Origin of the sequence: Mesorhizobium huakuii (assembly GCF_014189455.1) — a bacterium.
GTDB lineage: Bacteria > Pseudomonadota > Alphaproteobacteria > Rhizobiales > Rhizobiaceae > Mesorhizobium > Mesorhizobium huakuii_A.
In genome coordinates this window covers 2,457,341-2,473,059 of record NZ_CP050296.1, presented here as the reverse complement: position 1 = coordinate 2,473,059, position 15,719 = coordinate 2,457,341, and the positions used below count along the sequence as shown (strand labels likewise).

The following is a 15,719-nucleotide window of genomic DNA, read 5'->3' as shown; positions in this document are numbered from 1 at the left end:
GCTAACCAATGCTACCCGATTTCAATATGCTTTCGGTGTTCGCACTCGTTGCCGAGGAACGCAGTTTCCGCGCGGCGGGCGAGCGGCTCGGTGTCACCCGGTCGGCCGTCAGCCAGACGATCCGGCGGCTCGAGGAAAACCTCGGCATCGCGCTGGTTTCACGGACGACGCGCAGCGTGAGCCTGACCGAGGCGGGAGAGCAATTGTACGAAGACGTCGCGCCGGCCATCGCCGATGTGCGCGCGGCGCTCAGCCAGACCGAACAGTGGCGCGACCGGCCGCGCGGGCATTTGCGGCTGGCCGTCTCCTCGATCGCCGAGCGCTTCCTGTCGGGACCGTTTCTCGCCGGCTTCACCGAGGCCAATCCCGAAATCCGGCTCGACATCACGGTGACCGACGAGGAGTTCGATATCGTCGCCGAAGGCTATGATGCGGGCGTGCGGCTGGGAGAGGTCATCGAACAGGACATGATCGCGGTGCCCGTAGCGGGTGACGAGCGGCAACTGACGGTCTGCTCACCAGCCTATCGCGACCGCTTCGGCATTCCCGACCTTGCCGGGCATCGCTGCATCGGCTGGCGGCCATCACCCAAGGCGGTTCCCTACCGCTGGGAATTCACCGAGGACGGCAAGGATTTCAGCGTCGCGGTCGCGCCCGAAATCACCACCAACGACATGGAGCTGATGATCAAGCTGGCCGTGGCCGGCGCCGGCATCACCTTCGGCATGGAGGAGAGTTTTCGACCGTTTGTCGAGCGGGGAGAACTGGTCCCGCTGCTGGAGGACTACTGTCCGCGCTTTGCCGGTTTCTATCTGTATTATCCAAGCCGGCGCAACGCCGCGCCGAAATTGCGCGCGCTGGTCGAGCATCTGAGGCGCTGCAAAGGATGACCGCAATGGCATCTGGCGGCGAGATACGCGCAGCCAGCTTTGACAAACTTTGCCAAAATATGCCATATTGTAGGTGATTGGAGACCGCTATGGCGACGATGAACGTGTCCTTGCCTGATCCCATGAAAGACTGGGTCGAGGCGCAAACCAAGACAGGTCGCTATGCCAATGCCAGCGACTATGTGCGGGATTTGATCCGCCGGGATCAGGAGCGCAATGACAAGATCGCGGCCATGCAGCGCTTTGTCGATGACGGTCTGAAAAGCGGCATCGGCACTCGTTCCAAAGACGCGCTTTTTGCGGAGGCGCTGACGCGTGCCAATGCGCCGCGCGGCAATGGGTAGTGGGATTCCGCCTTTCCCTGGCGGCGGAAGACGACATCATCGCCATTGCCGAACAGGGCGTGCGCCTGTTCGGCGCAGCGCAGGCCAGACTGTACCATGAGCAGTTGTTTGCGATGCTCGATCTGATCGCTGCGAACCCTCGCATGGCCCGGGAGCGGTATGAGATATCGCCGCCTATGCGCATCCACCCGTTCAAGGCCCACCTTGTCGTCTACCGGATCGAAGCAGATGGCGATATTCTCATTGTCCGAATACGACACGGACACGAGGATTGGGCGAGCGATATTCTCTAGGTCGGCTCAGGTCAAAGACTGCCGCCCGGAGTCGGCTAACGCCAAAGGCACACCCGGACGTCATTTCCAATATAGCACGCGCCTTCGCGGTGAAGTGCTCCCCAATCTTGTCCGTCGCCGTGGGTGTCGCGAATATCCCCGTTCGCATAGCCTGCCCAAGAATCTCGGTCCTTGTATACAACCGCCCAGTAATCCTTGGACATTTCACCGGCCCCACTATGGGTGTCGGGATAGTCGATACCTGCGAAAACCTGATGAGGCCCCTGAATATTGAAATCGCCGCCCTTCTCGATTTGATAGGAGCATTTTCCGGATATGCGGGTCTCACCCTGAACGACAAGCAGGCAGCGGCCCCATTTATAACCGCTCGGCAAACGATGCTGTGCTTGCGCATGCGAAGGCGAAAAGGAAGCCGCAATTGCAAAGGCAGTCGCTATAGTTCGCCCGATCATCTGATCACCCGTTGTGAAACAGCCGATCCAGGGAGCGGCCGGACACTGCTGGATTTCCCAGAACGCATGTCGAAACGGTCCTCCGCAGGTTGGGTCCCTTAGAGATCCTTTTATTTATCGATCATAGTCGGATTTTTGTCACGTGACATGTGCGCTGCCACACGGCGGGGTACGGATCGTTTGTCGATCCGACATAGATATCGCCGTTACGGAGCTGCAGGAAATAGACGTACCACATGGTCCCCTACGCTACTTCGTAGCTTCGGGCGACACTCCTACGCCCGATTGCGGTTTCGGGTGGCCTGCCACCCGAAACCCACAGGGCGCAGGGTGGCGGAGAGGGAGGGATTCGAACCCCCGATGGGCTTGCACCCATGCCGCATTTCGAGTGCGGTGCATTCGACCACTCTGCCACCTCTCCGCGGTCATGGTCGGCCGTTGCCGGCGCGGCGCACTAGATAACGGCTGAACGGGCAGGTTACAAGGCCAAATCCGCCGATATTTGGCTTGCCGGACAAGTGGCGGATTCAAGGCGGTGTTTACCGTCGAGCCCATACGGTTTCACGGCCAGCCATGCCTCCCATCTCCAGGCGACGGTAACGCTGGGTCGTCATGTTGACACGACAAGTGGTTGCCCGCCAATCACCAGACCCGGCAACGGCCGTTTGCCTTGACTCCAACTCAACCTTCGGTTAGGGACAGCGCGCAATCGGCGTGGAGGGTTCTTCCGCGCCGCTTGTTTTTTGAACCCGCAGACTGACAAAAAGACGGCCGAACCGCCTCAGGCGGTTCATCGAGGCCGACCGAACAGCGAAAGGCAAAAAATGTTCGCAGTCATTAAAACGGGCGGTAAGCAGTATCGCGTTGCCGCCAACGATCTCCTGAAGATCGAAAAAGTCGAAGCCAATGTCGGCGATATCGTCGAGATCGGCCACGTGCTCGCGCATGGCGAGGGCGAGAATGTCACGTTCGGCGCGCCGTTCGTCGATGGCGCTCTGGTTACCGCTGAAGTCGTCGAGCAGGGCAAGAACCGCACGGTCATCGCTTTCAAGAAGCGCCGCCGCCAGAATTCGCGCCGCAAGATCGGCCATCGCCAGCTTCTGACCACCGTGCGGATCGCCGAGATCCTGCTGGGTGGCGCCAAGCCCGCCAAGAAGGCCGCCGTGAAGGCGGAAGCCAAGGCTGAGGTTGCTGCCGAGGCTAAGGCCGAGGCCGCGCCGAAGGAGGCCAAGGCCAAGAAGGAAGCTGCCCCCAAGGCAGAAGTGACGGCCGAGACGGCCGCCGCGCCGCTGTTCAAGGCGCCGAAGGGCGAGCCGGACGACCTGACCGTGATCAAGGGCATCGGCCCGGTCGCCGCCAAGGATCTTAACGAGCAGGGCATCATCACCTTCGTGCAGCTCGCCAAGCTGACCGACAAGGATGTCGCCAAGATCGACGAGCACATGCCGTTTAGCGCCGACCAGATCAAGGACTGGCGCGAACAGGCCAAGGAACTGGCGAAGAAGTAATTTTTCCGGCGAAACATCCGCCGGATCGGACTTGAAACGGAACGCGAACGCGTTCATAAGGCCTTTTAGGCGCCTTGCGGCGCAACGGAGTTAGTTAGATGGCACACAAGAAAGCTGGCGGCTCGTCGCGCAACGGTCGCGACTCGCATTCCAAGCGTCTGGGCGTGAAGAAGTTCGGCGGCGAAGCCGTCATCCCGGGCAACATCATCATTCGTCAACGCGGCACGACCTGGCATCCCGGCGTCAATGTCGGCATGGGCACGGACCATACCCTTTTCGCGCTCGAATCCGGCGCCGTGACGTTCAACAAAAAAGCCAACGGCCGAACCTACGTATCGGTCAACCCGATTACCAAAGCCGCGGAGTAGCCGGTTCCGCACTAGAACACCGGCGCCCATCTCGGGAACCGGTGTCTGGCAACGCCAGGAAAGGATCAGGGGAGATGGGTTTCCATCTCCCCTTTTTCTTGTGCCTGGAGGACTTTGAAATGGTTGCCGAAGCGGAAGACTCAGAAGACGAAAGTTACGCGATAGACTGCCCGGTGCTGGTCACCGAGCGGCTGGTGATGCGGGCGCCGAGCGAGAGCGACATCGCGCAACTGGTCGAGCTTGCCGACAACCGTCATGTCGCCGAAATGCTGGCGCGCATGCCGCACCCCTATGGCGAGGCCGAGGCCCGGGCTTTCCTCGCCATGACAAGGTCGCGCCGCGCCGGCATCGCCTATGCGCTGACGCTGGCCGGCACCGACACTTTCGTCGGCTGCGCCGGGCTCAACACCACCGATCGCGGGCTGGAGCTCGGCTACTGGATCGGCGAACCCTACTGGAAGCGCGGCTATGCGACGGAAGCGGCCCACGCGCTGGTCGACCTCGCCTTCCAGAAGACGTCGGTCCAGGTGCTGCATGCCTCGACGCGGGTCATCAATCCGGCCTCGCGCCGGGTGATCCACAAGTGCGGCTTCCAGTATGCCGGCCAGGGCATGCTGAATTCGATCGTCGCCGGCCAGGTGCCGGTCGAGCGCTACAGGCTGGATCGCAAGACGTGGATTAGCCTGCGCAACTGGGTGCATTTTTGATCGATGACGTCGGTCAAGCCAATGGTCGATGACAGCAACGATATTGAAACGATCGCGATCGCGCCGATAACGCCGGATCATATCGAAAGCTTTCATCGCGCGCTTGATCTCGTTGCGCGTGAGCGGAAGTACCTGTCTTTCCTCGAGGCGCCACCACTGGATCAAACCCGGCGATTCGTATTGGACCGTATCGCGGCAGGCGATCCAGGTTTCGTCGCCGTGGTTCGTGGCGGGGTTGTCGGTTGGTGCGATATCTCACGCCATGACCGGCTCATCCATGCCCATCGCGGCAGCCTCGGAATGGGGATTGTTGCCTCCCATCGCGGGCGTGGCCTCGGACTGCGGCTTATCAACGCGACCTTGGCGCAGGCACGCAAGGTGGGCTTTGTCCGCGTCGAGCTGTCCGTGCATGCCGACAATGCCCGCGCCATCGCTCTCTACGACAAGGTCGGGTTTGTCAGGGAGGGTGTGCAGCGCGACGCTATCTGTATCGACGGGCAATACGGCGATACGATCATGATGGCGATCGTCCAGCGCGAAAACGCAGCCGGATGAAGAGCCATCAGCCCAGTTCGGCCCACACCGGCAGATGGTCCGAACCGGTTGCCTGGTGGTCGACCCACAGGCGCTGCAGCGATCGGGCAAGCGACGCGCTGGTGAAGACATAGTCGATGCGCTTGTGGCGGCTGGCGTTAGCGGGGTCCTTGGGGTCGGCCCAGCTGGCGAGATCCTCGCCGGTGGCATTGAGGCGCACGGCGGCATCGACGGCGAAGTCGGCGGTCAGCGGCATGCCGAATTGGTGGTCCGGCCGGCCGGCGAGTTCGACATATTCGGGCGAGCCGGCCAGCATGTTGAAATCGCCCATCGCCACAAAGGCCTCGGGATGCGGCAATTCCGGCAGGCCGATCTCGGCGACGCCGGACAGCGCGCCGCCTTCAAGCGCATAGTTCAACAGGCGCCGGCGCAGGAACTGGATCTGGCTGGTGCGTTCGACCGGACTGCGGTGATCGAGATGAATGGAATAGAAGCGGATGAAACCAAGCGGCGTCTCGATCAGCGCTTCCAGCGCGCCGCGCTGGAAGTTCATCATCTCGAAGCTGCGGCTGCGCGGCAAAAGCAGGTTGCGCGACAGATGAATGGGCGTTTTCGACAGCATCATGTTGCCGAGCTGGAAGGTCGTGGTGATGGCACGGCCGTTCTCGATGCGCGAGCCGATATTGGCCTCGAAATTGCTGCCATAGACGGCGAAATAGTCGGGCAGTGCCTCGCCGATCTCGGCGACCATGTCGCGCCCGCCGTTTCTCGGATTGTTGCGGGTGACCTCCTGCAGCGCGATCACATCGGCGCCGCGCACCGCCTCGGCAATGCGCGCGACATCATAGTGGCCATCAAGACCGATGCCGTACTGGATGTTGTAGGTTACAAGCTTCATAGCAACATTTCTCCGGCCGACCCCACGCGGCCATTGTCACAAAACGGTCTCGCCCTTGACCGCGCCTTGGTTTAGAGCAAGGCCCAAGGTTTAGAGCAATGCCGCAAGGCCAATAAAGAAACTGCAATCTCATGAAATTTCTCGATCAAGCCAAGGTCTATGTCCGCTCCGGTGACGGGGGCGCCGGTTCGGTGTCGTTCCGGCGCGAGAAATTCATCGAGTTCGGCGGGCCGGATGGCGGCGATGGCGGGCGTGGCGGCGATGTCTGGCTGGAAGCGGTCGACGGGCTGAACACGCTGATCGACTATCGCTACCAGCAGCATTTCAAGGCCAAGACCGGGGTCCACGGCATGGGCCGCAACATGACCGGCGCCAAAGGCGCCGATGTCACGCTGAAAGTGCCGGCCGGAACGCAGGTGTTCGAGGAAGACAATGAGACGCTGATCTGCGACCTCACCGTGGTCGGCCAGCGCTTCCTGCTCGCCAAGGGCGGCAATGGCGGCTTCGGCAACCAGCATTTCAAGACCTCGACCAACCAGGCACCGCGCCGCGCCAATCCCGGCCTTCCCGGCGAAGAACTCAACATCTGGCTGCGGCTGAAGCTGATCGCCGATGCCGGGCTGGTCGGGCTGCCCAATGCCGGCAAGTCGACTTTCCTCGCCGCCGTCACCGCAGCCAAGCCAAAGATCGCCGACTATCCGTTCACGACGCTGCATCCCGGCCTCGGCGTCGCCCGTATCGATGCGCGCGAATTCGTCATCGCCGACATTCCAGGTCTCATCGAAGGCGCGCATGAGGGGGTGGGCATCGGCGACCGGTTCCTCGGCCATGTCGAGCGCACACGCGTGCTGCTGCATCTGGTTTCGGCGCAGGAGGAAAATCCGGGCAAGGCCTACAAGACCGTGCGCGCCGAGCTCGATGCCTATGGCAATGGGCTGATCGAGAAGGTCGAGATATTGGCCCTTTCGCAAGTCGACACGCTCGATGCCGATGCGCGCAAGAAGAAGGTCGCTTCGCTGAAGCGCGCCGCCGGGCGTGCGCCGATGCTCCTGTCCGCCGTCACCGGCGAAGGCGTCGAGGCGGTGCTGCGGGCGCTGATGACAGTGATTGCCGAGGCGCGCGCGGAGGCTGCGCCCGTGGTCGAGACGCGCTGGGAAAAGTAAGGCCATGCAGTCGCTGAAAAAATACCGGCGCATCACCGTCAAGATCGGCTCGGCATTGCTCGTCGACCGCGCGAGCGGCCTGAAGCGTGACTGGCTGGCTTCGCTCGCCGACGACATCGCCGTGCTGGCTCAAGGCGGCGCCGAAATCCTCGTCGTGTCCTCCGGCGCCATTGCGCTTGGCCGCACCATTCTGGGGTTGGGCAAGCGCGCCTTGAAGCTCGAGGAGAGCCAGGCGGCGGCGGCCGTCGGACAGATTGCGCTGGCCGGCGCCTGGTCGGATGCGCTTGGCAAGGGCGCGCTGAAATCAGGCCAGATTCTTTTGACCCTTGGCGACACCGAGGAACGCCGGCGTTATCTCAATGCGCGGGCGACGATCTCGACGCTGCTCAAGATGAAGGCGGTGCCGGTCATCAACGAGAACGACACGGTCGCCACTTCCGAAATCCGCTATGGCGACAATGACCGGCTGGCCGCGCGTGTCGCGACGATGATGGGCGCCGATCTTCTGGTTCTGCTGTCCGATATCGACGGGCTCTATACGGCGCCGCCGGCGCGCGATCCGCAAGCCAAATTCATTCCGGTGGTCGACCGCATCACGCCTGACATCGAGGCGATGGCGGGAGCTGCCGCGTCCGAACTGTCGCGCGGCGGCATGCGGACAAAACTCGATGCCGGCAAGATCGCCACCGCCGCCGGCACCGCGATGATCATCACCTCGGGCACACGGCTGTCGCCGCTGATGGCGATCGAGCGCGGCGAACGCGCCACCTTCTTCCGGCCGAGCGCCAATCCGGTCAAGGGCTACAAGACCTGGATCGCCGGCCAGCTCGAACCGGCCGGCCGGCTGACGGTCGATGCCGGCGCCGTTGGCGCGCTCACCTCGGGCAAATCGCTGCTGCCGGCCGGCGTCAAGCTGGTCAGCGGCAATTTTTCGCGCGGCGATACGGTGGCGATCCTGTCACCCGAGGGCCGCGAGATCGCGCGCGGGCTGGTTGCCTATGATGCCGCCGATGCCGTAAGGATCGCAGGCCTGAAGACGGCCGAGATCGAAACCGTGCTCGGTTACGAAGCGCGCTCGGCGATGATCCACCGCAACGACCTCGTGGTGAGTCACGCCGGAGGCGACATAAGCGGAGGATGAGCCATGCTGAAGCTGCATGAACAATCCGGAGACGACACAGTGGCGCTGATGGCCGATATAGGCCGCCGCGCCCGCGCCGCTGCCCGACCGTTGGCCGTCGCGTCGACCGCAGCCAAGAACGCCGCTCTTGCCGCCATGGCCAAGGCCATAATCACCCGCGAGCAGGACATTCTCGACGCCAACGCCATCGACGTCTCGAATGGCGAGGAGTCCGGGCTGTCCGCGTCCTTCATGGACCGGCTGAAGCTCGATCCGGCACGTATCCGCGCCATGGCCGACGGCATCCGCGAAATCGCCGAACTCAGCGATCCGGTCGGCGACGTGATCGCGGCCTGGGAACGGCCGAATGGCTTGCAGATCGAGCGCGTGCGCACGCCGCTCGGCGTCGTCGGTGTCATCTACGAAAGCCGGCCGAACGTCACTGCCGATGCCGGCGCGCTCTGCCTTAAGGCCGGCAATCCGGTGATCCTGCGCGGCGGCTCCGATTCGCTCAATTCATCCGCCGCTATTCATGCCTGCCTGGTAGAGGGGTTGAAGGAAGCCAGCCTGCCTGAGGACGCCATCCAGCTGGTGCCGACCACCGACCGCGCCGCGGTCGGCGAGATGCTGAAGGGGCTAGGTGGTGCGCTCGACGTCATCATTCCGCGCGGCGGCAAAAGCCTGGTCGGGCGGGTGCAGAGCGAGGCACGGGTGCCGGTCTTCGCGCATCTCGAAGGCATCTGCCATCTCTACATCGACCGCTCCGCCGATCTCGACATGGCGGTGAAGATCGCCGTCAACGCCAAGATGCGGCGCACCGGCGTGTGTGGTGCCGCCGAGACGCTGCTGATCGACCGCTCGGTTGCATCAACCCATCTGGTGCCGATCCTTGATGCGCTGCGCGCCGCCGGCTGCGAGATCCATGCCGATGCCGAGGTGCTGAAAGTGTTTTTCGACGCCAAGCCGGCGACCGATGCCGACTGGGTGACCGAATATCTCGACGCCATCATCGCGGTGAAGTTGGTCGACGGCATTGGCGGTGCGATCGAACACATCGAAACCTTCTCCTCGCATCACACCGAGGCGATCGTCGCCGAGGACGCGAAGGCCGTGGAGCGGTTCTTCAACGAGATCGATTCGGCGATCCTGCTGCACAACGCCTCGACGCAGTTCGCCGATGGCGGCGAGTTCGGCATGGGCGCCGAGATCGGCATCGCCACCGGCAAGATGCATGCGCGCGGGCCGGTCGGCGTCGAGCAGCTGACCTCGTTCAAATACCGCGTGCGCGGGTCGGGACAGGTGAGGCCTTGACGCTTTTCGTCGCTAGAGCCTGAGGCGATGCTGGCATCTTCCGAACCGGCGGTCCCCTCTCGTTACCTGAAAATGCCGCATGCCGAAAAAGGCCTGGCTGTCGGTCTGTTCGGCGGTTCGTTCAACCCGCCGCATGCCGGCCATGCGCTGGTCGCCGAGATTGCGCTGCGGCGCCTGGCGCTTGACCAGCTTTGGTGGATGGTGACGCCGGGCAATCCGCTGAAGAGCACGCGCGAGCTGGCGCCGCTGGCTGAACGGCTGCAGCTGTCGGAGAAGATCGCCAGGAACCCGAAGATCAAGGTCACCGCCTTCGAAGCCGCGCATCATGTGCGCTACACCGCCGACACGCTGGCGCTGGTCAAGGCGCGCAATCCTGGAGTCGAGTTCGTCTGGATCATGGGGGCGGACAGTTTGCGCGATTTCCACCGCTGGCAGCGCTGGCGCGAAATCGTGCTGACCTTCCCCATCGCGGTCATCGACCGGCCGGGCGCGACGCTGTCGTTCCTGTCGTCGGTCGTTGCCAAGACCTTCGACTATGCCCGCATCGATGAAGGCGACGCGCCGCTGCTCGCCCGCATGCAGGCGCCGGCCTGGACCTTCATCCATGGCCCACGCTCATCGCTGTCGTCGAGCGCGATCCGGAAGATGGCGAAGGGGTAGGGCTTGCACGGATCTTCCTTCTCCCACAGGGGGAGAAGGGAAGACCCGCCGATGTCGCTTTTGCGGCGGCTTTTCGCGTGGGGGGTAAGCGATGGTGCGTGAATGCTGGAGAAGAACCGCACCCCGACCGAGCCGGAGCATGGCAACGCGCCGACGCCGCTGATCGCGATCGCCAGCGTCATTGTGTCGATGGCGCTGATCGCCATCGGCAACGGGCTGATGTTTGCCTACATCCCGGTCCGGCTTGGCGTCGAAGGCTTCGATCCGACCTGGGCCGGGCTGATCGTCACCGGCCTGTCGGCCGGCGGCCTCGCCGGCTGCATCCTGACCGGACCGCTGGTACGCAGGGTCGGCCATGCCCGCGCCTTCATGGTGCTGTCGGCGCTGATCGCGCTTTCCAATGCGGCCATCGGCGCCGGACCGCATCCCTTGCTGTGGATCGGGGCGCGCGCCCTCTATGGCTTTGCCATTTGCGGCCTGTTCATCGTCGCGCAGAGCTGGCTGAACGATGCGGTCGCCAACGCAATACGCGGCCGGGTGATGGCGTTCTTCTACGTCGCTTATGTCGCCGGGCTCGGCGTCGGTTATGCGACGCTGGCGCTGGTCGACATCAGAACGGCGGATGCGCCGTTGATCGGTATCGTCTTTACCGCTCTGTCGATCCTGCCTGTCGGCATGACGCGGCTTGCGCAGCCGCCGGCGCCGCAGGCGGCCTCGGTGGCGCTGCGCCGGGCCTGGCGGATTTCGCCGGTCGGCGTTGCCGGCATGCTGGCGGTCGGCGGCCTGTCCATGTCGATTTCCGGTTTCGCGCCGATCCACGCCACGGCCAAGGGCTACAGCCAGGCCGATGTGGCATTGCTGCTTTCGGTGATGCCGCTCGGCACGCTGATCCTGCAGCTTCCGTTCGGCTGGATCTCCGACCGTACCGATCGCCGTTACGTGCTGATCGGGGCGTCCGCACTGGCCACCGCTGCCGGCATGTTCGCGCTCGGTTTCGACGGCGGCGCGCTGCCGGCGCTGTTGGTGATCTACGTCTTGTGGGACGGCGCCTCGGAATCGATCTATTCACTGTCCAGCGCGCACGCCGCCGACCGCGCAGGCAAGGACGACATGGTGGCGTTGTCCAGCTCGTTGTTGTTTGCCTGGTCGCTGTCGGGCTTCATCGTGCCGGGCATCGTCACCGCCCTTTCGGCCGCGTTCGGCACGCAGGCGTTCATCTATGTGGCTGTTGTCATCGCCTGCGCCTTCTGCCTGTTCGTGCTGTTGCGCGTGTTCACAACACAGGCCGTGCCGGCCACCGAGACCGGCAGTTTCGCACCGATGACGGCGCAGGCGCCGCTGCCGGTCGAACTTGCCTATGCGCCGGATGATACCGCCAGGAAACCGGGCTGACCCCTGGCCGACGGGCTTCATTTCTGATGCCTGGCGAACCTGCTTCTGCGGCTGCGTCTTGAAACTGCAACGGAACTCTGCCTATCTAAGTGGTGTCACCTGCTTTTGGGGGTGATTTGGTTGTTCTTGCTGCGAAAGGAAATACACTGAGAACAGCACTGCGGAAGAAGGCCGATATCATGCCTTCGCCGGCCAGGATCAGCGTAGACGACGCCGTGTCCCGTGCCATCAAGACAGTCCTTGCCAGTCTGGAAGACTCCAAGGCCGAAAATATTGTCTCAATCGACATTCAGGGGAAATCGAGCCTCGGCGACTACATGGTCGTCGCGTCGGGTCGATCGCACCGTCATGTCTCGGCTGTCGCCGACCATCTCCTCAAGGCGCTCAAAGATGCCGGCCTCGGCACCGCGCGCGTCGAGGGGCTGTCCGGTGCCGACTGGGTCCTGATCGATTCGGGCGATATCATTGTCCATGTCTTCCGCCCTGAAGTCCGCGAATTCTACAATCTCGAAAAGATGTGGCAGGCGCCGGATCTCGAGGAAGAGACCCTTCATTAAGCTGCTCCGTGTCGTTGCCCAGAATTGGATTTCTCCTTTGGGTGACATGCACTAGCGGCTTATAGAGGCAGGATGAAGATTTCAGTTCATGCCGTGGGCCGAATGAAAACCGGTCCCGAGCGGGAGTTGGCCGACCGCTATTTCGAACGCTTCGCCAAGAGCGGGCCCGCGGTCGGGCTCGAATTCGCCGGGATTACCGAGATCGCCGAGGGCCGGTCGCAGAGCGCTACCGAGCGCCAGCGTGACGAGGGCTCGAGGCTGCAGGCGCAGCTGCAGCCGGGCACGGCACTGATCCTGCTCGATGAGCGCGGCAAGAGCCTTTCCTCGCAGGATTTCGCCAATCGTATCGGACAGTTGCGCGACGGCGGGCGCAAGGCGCTGGTGCTGGCTATCGGTGGCGCCGACGGCCACGATCCGTCGCTGCGCGACCAGGCCGAGCTGGTGCTGTCGTTCGGTGCGCTGACCTGGCCGCATCAGCTGGTGCGGGTGATGCTGGGCGAGCAGCTCTACAGGGTAGCGACGATCCTTTCCGGCCACCCCTATCATCGCTCCTGAGCCTGCCGCTACAGTTGCCGCCAGCGGTGATTCGTCGCCCATTGCCCGGATTTCCGCCCCAATGCCGCGCAAGATCGAAAATCTCTAGTTTTATGCATGTCGTTTTCCCAAAAAGGGGACCACTTTTGGGCAACATGCAGTCGGGGACGGGCTCTTCGAATATGGTTGATGATTCGTTAACGAAGCCGCGGATAGTATAGATCGCGAATGTCTGAAGGCTGGAAATCGACACTGGGCCCAACAGCGGGCTCATCAACCGGGCGCTTTGGGCGCGCGCGCTGCGGCATCGCGGCGGTGGCGGTGCTTTTGTCGTTGCATGCCACCCGGGCCGAGAACGCGCTCGACATGGCGCCCGATCCGGACCAGAGCCGCGCCGAGTACGAACAGGTTTCCAAGGAAATAACGCTGTCGTCGGAACGGCTGGCCAAGCTCGCCGCCGATATCGCCGCGGTCAAGAAGGACCATGCCTCTATCACCGCGGCGCTGATCCAGTCGGCGATGACCGAGCAGAAACTTGGCCAGGACATCGAGGACATCGGCGCCAAGCTGGAAGGGCTCAAGGGCCAGCAACAGAAGATCCGCACCTCTCTTGTGGCGCGGCGCGACGTGCTGGCCGAAGTGCTGGGCGCGCTGCAGCGCATGGGCCTCAACCCGCCGCCGGCGATCCTGGTCAAGCCGGAGGACGCGCTGTCGTCGGTGCGCAGCGCCATCCTGCTCGGCGCCGTGGTGCCGGAATTGCGCCAGCAGACCGATAGCCTGCTGGCCGACCTCAAGGAGCAGACCCGGGTGACGGCCTCGATCGAGGCCGAACGGGCGCGGCTGACGGAAGCGGTCGGCGAGCAGGTGGCGGAAAAGAAGCGGCTCGGCATGCTGCTCGAAGCCAAGCAGAAGCTCGAGGCCGATACGCAGGCGCAAATGACGGCCGAGCAGCAGCGCTCCGAGCAGTTGGCGGCCAAGGCTTCCAGCCTGAAGGACCTGATCTCCTCGCTCGAAGCGCAGGCCGACAAGACCCGCAAGGCCGCGGAAGCCGCAAAGGCAGCCGCCGCGGGCCAGCCGGCTGACGATCAGACGGGCGACAAGACGGCATCGCTGGCAGCACTGCCGGTCCCCGAAGGCAACCGGCTCACCGCAGCAGCTCCCTTTTCGGCGCTGCAGGGGCAGATCGCGCTGCCGGTCACCGGCCGCATCAAACGCCGCTTTGGCGCCGATGACGGTAACGGCGCAGTGATGCTTGGAGACATGCTTGCGACACAATCGGGAGCCATCGTCACCGCGCCGGCGGATGGGAATGTGCTTTATGCGGGGCCGTTTCGCTCCTATGGTCAACTCTTGATCCTCAATGCCGGGGACGGCTATCATGTCGTTCTGGCGGGGATGAGCAGAATCAGCGTCGTGACTGGCCAGTCGGTGCTCGCAGGAGAGCCGGTCGGCGCGATGGGAGAGGCCCGGGTGGCAAGCACCTCGGTTTCGAAGAATGGAAATGCCACGCCGGAACTTTATGTCGAGTTCCGCAAGGATGGAAAACCCGTCGATCCGGCCCCATGGTGGGCGGACCGTTTTTCTGGAAGGACGTGAAATGATGCGGAAACTGTCGCTTCTGTTTGCCGGTGCGCTGATGGGCGCCTCCGCCATGAGCCTTGTCTATGGTGCTCCTGGCTCGTCGGCGAACGCTGCGGGATCGGAGACCTACAAGCAGCTGGCGATCTTCGGCGACATCTTCGAGCGGGTGCGGGCACAATATGTCACGCCGCCCGACGACAAGTCGCTGGTCGAGAACGCCATCAACGGCATGCTTTCGTCGCTTGACCCGCACTCCTCCTACATGAACGCCGAACAGGCGCAGGACATGCGCGTGCAGACCAAGGGCGAATTCGGCGGCCTCGGCATCGAGGTCACCATGGAGAACGACCTGGTCAAGGTGATCACGCCGATCGACGACACGCCTGCCGCCAAGGCTGGCGTGCTGGCCGGCGACTACATCGCCAAGATCGACGGCGAAGAGGTTCGCGGCCTGACGCTCAACGACGCGGTCGACAAGATGCGCGGCCTGGTCAACACGCCGATCAAGCTCACCATCCTGCGCCAGGGCGCCGACAAGCCGATCGAGCTGACGGTGGTGCGCGACATCATCAAGGTCAAGGCGGTCAAGTTCCGGGTCGAGAACGACATCGGCTACATGAAGATCACCTCCTTCACCGAAAAGACCTATGACGACCTCGAGAATGCCATCGACACCATCAAGAAGCAGGTGCCGGACGACAAGCTCAAGGGCTATGTGCTCGACCTGCGCCTCAATCCGGGCGGCCTGCTCGACCAGGCGGTGAGCGTGTCCGACGCCTTCCTGAAGCGCGGCGAGATCGTCTCGACGCGCGGCCGCGATCCGAAGGACGTCACCCGCTTCGACGCCAAGCCGAAGCAGGTCGACGACGTCAACGGCAAGCCGATTATCGTGCTCGTCAATGGCGGCTCGGCCAGTGCGTCCGAAATCGTCGCCGGCGCGCTGCAGGATCTGCGCCGCGTCACGGTGGTCGGCACGCAGTCCTTCGGCAAGGGTTCGGTGCAGACCATCATTCCGCTCGGCGAGAATGGTGCGCTCAGGCTGACGACGGCGCTCTATTACACGCCGTCCGGCAAGTCGATCCAGGGCAAGGGCATCACGCCCGACATCAAGGTCGACCAGCCGCTGCCGCCCGAACTGCAGGGCAGGGATTTGACGCGCGGCGAGTCCGATCTCAAGGGTCATATCAAGGGCGCCGACGAGAGCTCGACCGGCTCGGGCTCGGCCGCCTATGTGCCGCCGGATCCGAAGGACGATCTGCAGCTCATCTATGCAGAGCAGCTGCTGCGCGGTCAGAAGACCGATCCGGCCTTCCCGCCCAATCCGGAAAAGGCCGTGCTCAACCAGTAACGGCTTGGCCGGCCAGGTCTGGCCGGCTGAACGAAGCAATGCGATGCTGCCGGGACCGA

General features: G+C 63.4%; 18 protein-coding genes and 1 tRNA gene. 16 read left to right on the top strand and 3 right to left on the bottom strand.

Features of this window, described 5'->3' with window-relative positions:
* Positions 1-8 precede the first annotated feature (8 nt).
* The 3 genes from HB778_RS12195 to HB778_RS12185 all read left to right on the top strand — a co-directional run bounded on the left by HB778_RS12195 (position 9) and on the right by HB778_RS12185 (position 1,527).
* Positions 9-890, top strand: a complete 882-nt coding sequence (locus HB778_RS12195) for a LysR family transcriptional regulator (protein ID WP_183464106.1) — start codon at positions 9-11, stop codon at positions 888-890.
* An 89-nt stretch (positions 891-979) separates the two neighbouring features.
* Positions 980-1,234, top strand: a complete 255-nt coding sequence (locus tag HB778_RS12190) for a type II toxin-antitoxin system ParD family antitoxin (protein ID WP_183464104.1) — start codon at positions 980-982, stop codon at positions 1,232-1,234.
* Positions 1,234-1,527: a type II toxin-antitoxin system RelE/ParE family toxin gene (locus HB778_RS12185; RefSeq protein WP_183464102.1), complete on the top strand. Its 294-nt coding sequence runs from the start codon at positions 1,234-1,236 to the stop codon at positions 1,525-1,527. The genes HB778_RS12190 and HB778_RS12185 overlap by 1 nt, the downstream gene beginning before the upstream one ends.
* A gap of 35 nt (positions 1,528-1,562) precedes the next feature.
* Here HB778_RS12185 and HB778_RS12180 read toward each other — a convergent pair whose 3' ends face one another.
* Both HB778_RS12180 and HB778_RS12175 read right to left on the bottom strand, forming a co-directional pair.
* A complete protein-coding gene (locus tag HB778_RS12180; protein WP_183464100.1) occupies positions 1,563-1,979 on the bottom strand; it encodes a hypothetical protein in 417 nt (138 codons plus the stop codon).
* Positions 1,980-2,310: 331 nt separating this feature from the next.
* Positions 2,311-2,400, bottom strand: a tRNA-Ser gene (locus HB778_RS12175).
* A gap of 403 nt (positions 2,401-2,803) precedes the next feature.
* Between HB778_RS12175 and HB778_RS12170 the strand changes: the two genes are divergently transcribed.
* From HB778_RS12170 to HB778_RS12155, 4 genes are all read left to right on the top strand, one after another.
* The gene (locus tag HB778_RS12170) at positions 2,804-3,487 is read left to right on the top strand and encodes a 50S ribosomal protein L21 (protein ID WP_183464098.1); all 684 of its coding nucleotides are present in this window, start codon (positions 2,804-2,806) and stop codon (positions 3,485-3,487) included.
* A gap of 98 nt (positions 3,488-3,585) precedes the next feature.
* Positions 3,586-3,855 carry a 50S ribosomal protein L27 gene (gene rpmA, locus HB778_RS12165; RefSeq protein WP_010912120.1) on the top strand — a complete coding sequence of 90 codons (270 nt, stop codon included), beginning with the start codon at positions 3,586-3,588 and terminating at the stop codon, positions 3,853-3,855.
* 119 nt (positions 3,856-3,974) lie between these two features.
* Positions 3,975-4,562, top strand: coding sequence for a GNAT family N-acetyltransferase (locus HB778_RS12160; protein ID WP_183464096.1), 588 nt, complete (start codon positions 3,975-3,977; stop codon positions 4,560-4,562).
* 3 nt (positions 4,563-4,565) lie between these two features.
* Positions 4,566-5,117 (top strand): GNAT family N-acetyltransferase, encoded by a 552-nt coding sequence (locus HB778_RS12155; protein ID WP_432421247.1) that lies wholly within the window; start codon positions 4,566-4,568, stop codon positions 5,115-5,117.
* Between the two features lie 7 nt (positions 5,118-5,124).
* Here the strand turns inward: HB778_RS12155 and HB778_RS12150 are convergent, their stop codons facing one another.
* Positions 5,125-5,994, bottom strand: a complete 870-nt coding sequence (locus HB778_RS12150; protein ID WP_183464094.1) for an endonuclease/exonuclease/phosphatase family protein — start codon at positions 5,992-5,994, stop codon at positions 5,125-5,127.
* 131 nt (positions 5,995-6,125) lie between these two features.
* On the opposite strand from HB778_RS12150, the gene obgE reads away from it, so the two are divergent.
* The 9 genes from obgE (at position 6,126) to HB778_RS12105 (ending at position 15,660) form a co-directional block, all read left to right on the top strand.
* Complete coding sequence (gene obgE, locus HB778_RS12145) at positions 6,126-7,157, top strand: GTPase ObgE (RefSeq protein ID WP_095201068.1); 1,032 nt, start codon at positions 6,126-6,128, stop codon at positions 7,155-7,157.
* A 4-nt stretch (positions 7,158-7,161) separates the two neighbouring features.
* Complete coding sequence (gene proB / locus HB778_RS12140) at positions 7,162-8,298, top strand: glutamate 5-kinase (RefSeq protein ID WP_183464092.1); 1,137 nt, start codon at positions 7,162-7,164, stop codon at positions 8,296-8,298.
* A gap of 3 nt (positions 8,299-8,301) precedes the next feature.
* Complete coding sequence (locus HB778_RS12135) at positions 8,302-9,588, top strand: glutamate-5-semialdehyde dehydrogenase (RefSeq protein WP_183464090.1); 1,287 nt, start codon at positions 8,302-8,304, stop codon at positions 9,586-9,588.
* 72 nt (positions 9,589-9,660) lie between these two features.
* Positions 9,661-10,248 (top strand): nicotinate-nucleotide adenylyltransferase, encoded by a 588-nt coding sequence (locus HB778_RS12130; protein ID WP_183465065.1) that lies wholly within the window; start codon positions 9,661-9,663, stop codon positions 10,246-10,248.
* 102 nt (positions 10,249-10,350) lie between these two features.
* Positions 10,351-11,640, top strand: a complete 1,290-nt coding sequence (locus HB778_RS12125; protein WP_183464088.1) for an MFS transporter — start codon at positions 10,351-10,353, stop codon at positions 11,638-11,640.
* Between the two features lie 179 nt (positions 11,641-11,819).
* Positions 11,820-12,197 (top strand): ribosome silencing factor, encoded by a 378-nt coding sequence (gene rsfS, locus HB778_RS12120; RefSeq protein WP_023777607.1) that lies wholly within the window; start codon positions 11,820-11,822, stop codon positions 12,195-12,197.
* 72 nt (positions 12,198-12,269) lie between these two features.
* Positions 12,270-12,752 carry a 23S rRNA (pseudouridine(1915)-N(3))-methyltransferase RlmH gene (rlmH, locus tag HB778_RS12115; RefSeq protein WP_183464086.1) on the top strand — a complete coding sequence of 161 codons (483 nt, stop codon included), beginning with the start codon at positions 12,270-12,272 and terminating at the stop codon, positions 12,750-12,752.
* A 207-nt stretch (positions 12,753-12,959) separates the two neighbouring features.
* Positions 12,960-14,327, top strand: a complete 1,368-nt coding sequence (locus HB778_RS12110; protein ID WP_183464084.1) for a murein hydrolase activator EnvC family protein — start codon at positions 12,960-12,962, stop codon at positions 14,325-14,327.
* Between the two features lies 1 nt (position 14,328).
* Positions 14,329-15,660, top strand: a complete 1,332-nt coding sequence (locus HB778_RS12105) for a S41 family peptidase (protein ID WP_183464082.1) — start codon at positions 14,329-14,331, stop codon at positions 15,658-15,660.
* The last annotated feature ends 59 nt before the right edge of the window (positions 15,661-15,719 follow it).

Excerpts from the sequence above, each read along its gene's own strand:
- HB778_RS12170 (WP_183464098.1), top strand. The coding sequence starts at position 2,804 with ATGTTCGCAGTCATTAAAACGGGCGGTAAGCAGTATCGCGTTGCCGCC.
- proB (WP_183464092.1), top strand. The coding sequence starts at position 7,162 with ATGCAGTCGCTGAAAAAATACCGGCGCATCACCGTCAAGATCGGCTCG.
- HB778_RS12125 (WP_183464088.1), top strand. The coding sequence starts at position 10,351 with ATGCTGGAGAAGAACCGCACCCCGACCGAGCCGGAGCATGGCAACGCG.
- obgE (WP_095201068.1), top strand. The coding sequence starts at position 6,126 with ATGAAATTTCTCGATCAAGCCAAGGTCTATGTCCGCTCCGGTGACGGG.
- rsfS (WP_023777607.1), top strand. The coding sequence starts at position 11,820 with ATGCCTTCGCCGGCCAGGATCAGCGTAGACGACGCCGTGTCCCGTGCC.
- HB778_RS12150 (WP_183464094.1), bottom strand. The coding sequence starts at position 5,994 with ATGAAGCTTGTAACCTACAACATCCAGTACGGCATCGGTCTTGATGGC.
- HB778_RS12155 (WP_432421247.1), top strand. The coding sequence starts at position 4,566 with ATGACGTCGGTCAAGCCAATGGTCGATGACAGCAACGATATTGAAACG.
- rpmA (WP_010912120.1), top strand. The coding sequence starts at position 3,586 with ATGGCACACAAGAAAGCTGGCGGCTCGTCGCGCAACGGTCGCGACTCG.
- HB778_RS12195 (WP_183464106.1), top strand. The coding sequence starts at position 9 with ATGCTACCCGATTTCAATATGCTTTCGGTGTTCGCACTCGTTGCCGAG.
- HB778_RS12110 (WP_183464084.1), top strand. The coding sequence starts at position 12,960 with ATGTCTGAAGGCTGGAAATCGACACTGGGCCCAACAGCGGGCTCATCA.
- rlmH (WP_183464086.1), top strand. The coding sequence starts at position 12,270 with ATGAAGATTTCAGTTCATGCCGTGGGCCGAATGAAAACCGGTCCCGAG.
- HB778_RS12180 (WP_183464100.1), bottom strand. The coding sequence starts at position 1,979 with ATGATCGGGCGAACTATAGCGACTGCCTTTGCAATTGCGGCTTCCTTT.
- HB778_RS12160 (WP_183464096.1), top strand. The coding sequence starts at position 3,975 with ATGGTTGCCGAAGCGGAAGACTCAGAAGACGAAAGTTACGCGATAGAC.
- HB778_RS12190 (WP_183464104.1), top strand. The coding sequence starts at position 980 with ATGGCGACGATGAACGTGTCCTTGCCTGATCCCATGAAAGACTGGGTC.
- HB778_RS12105 (WP_183464082.1), top strand. The coding sequence starts at position 14,329 with ATGATGCGGAAACTGTCGCTTCTGTTTGCCGGTGCGCTGATGGGCGCC.
- HB778_RS12135 (WP_183464090.1), top strand. The coding sequence starts at position 8,302 with ATGCTGAAGCTGCATGAACAATCCGGAGACGACACAGTGGCGCTGATG.
- HB778_RS12130 (WP_183465065.1), top strand. The coding sequence starts at position 9,661 with ATGCCGCATGCCGAAAAAGGCCTGGCTGTCGGTCTGTTCGGCGGTTCG.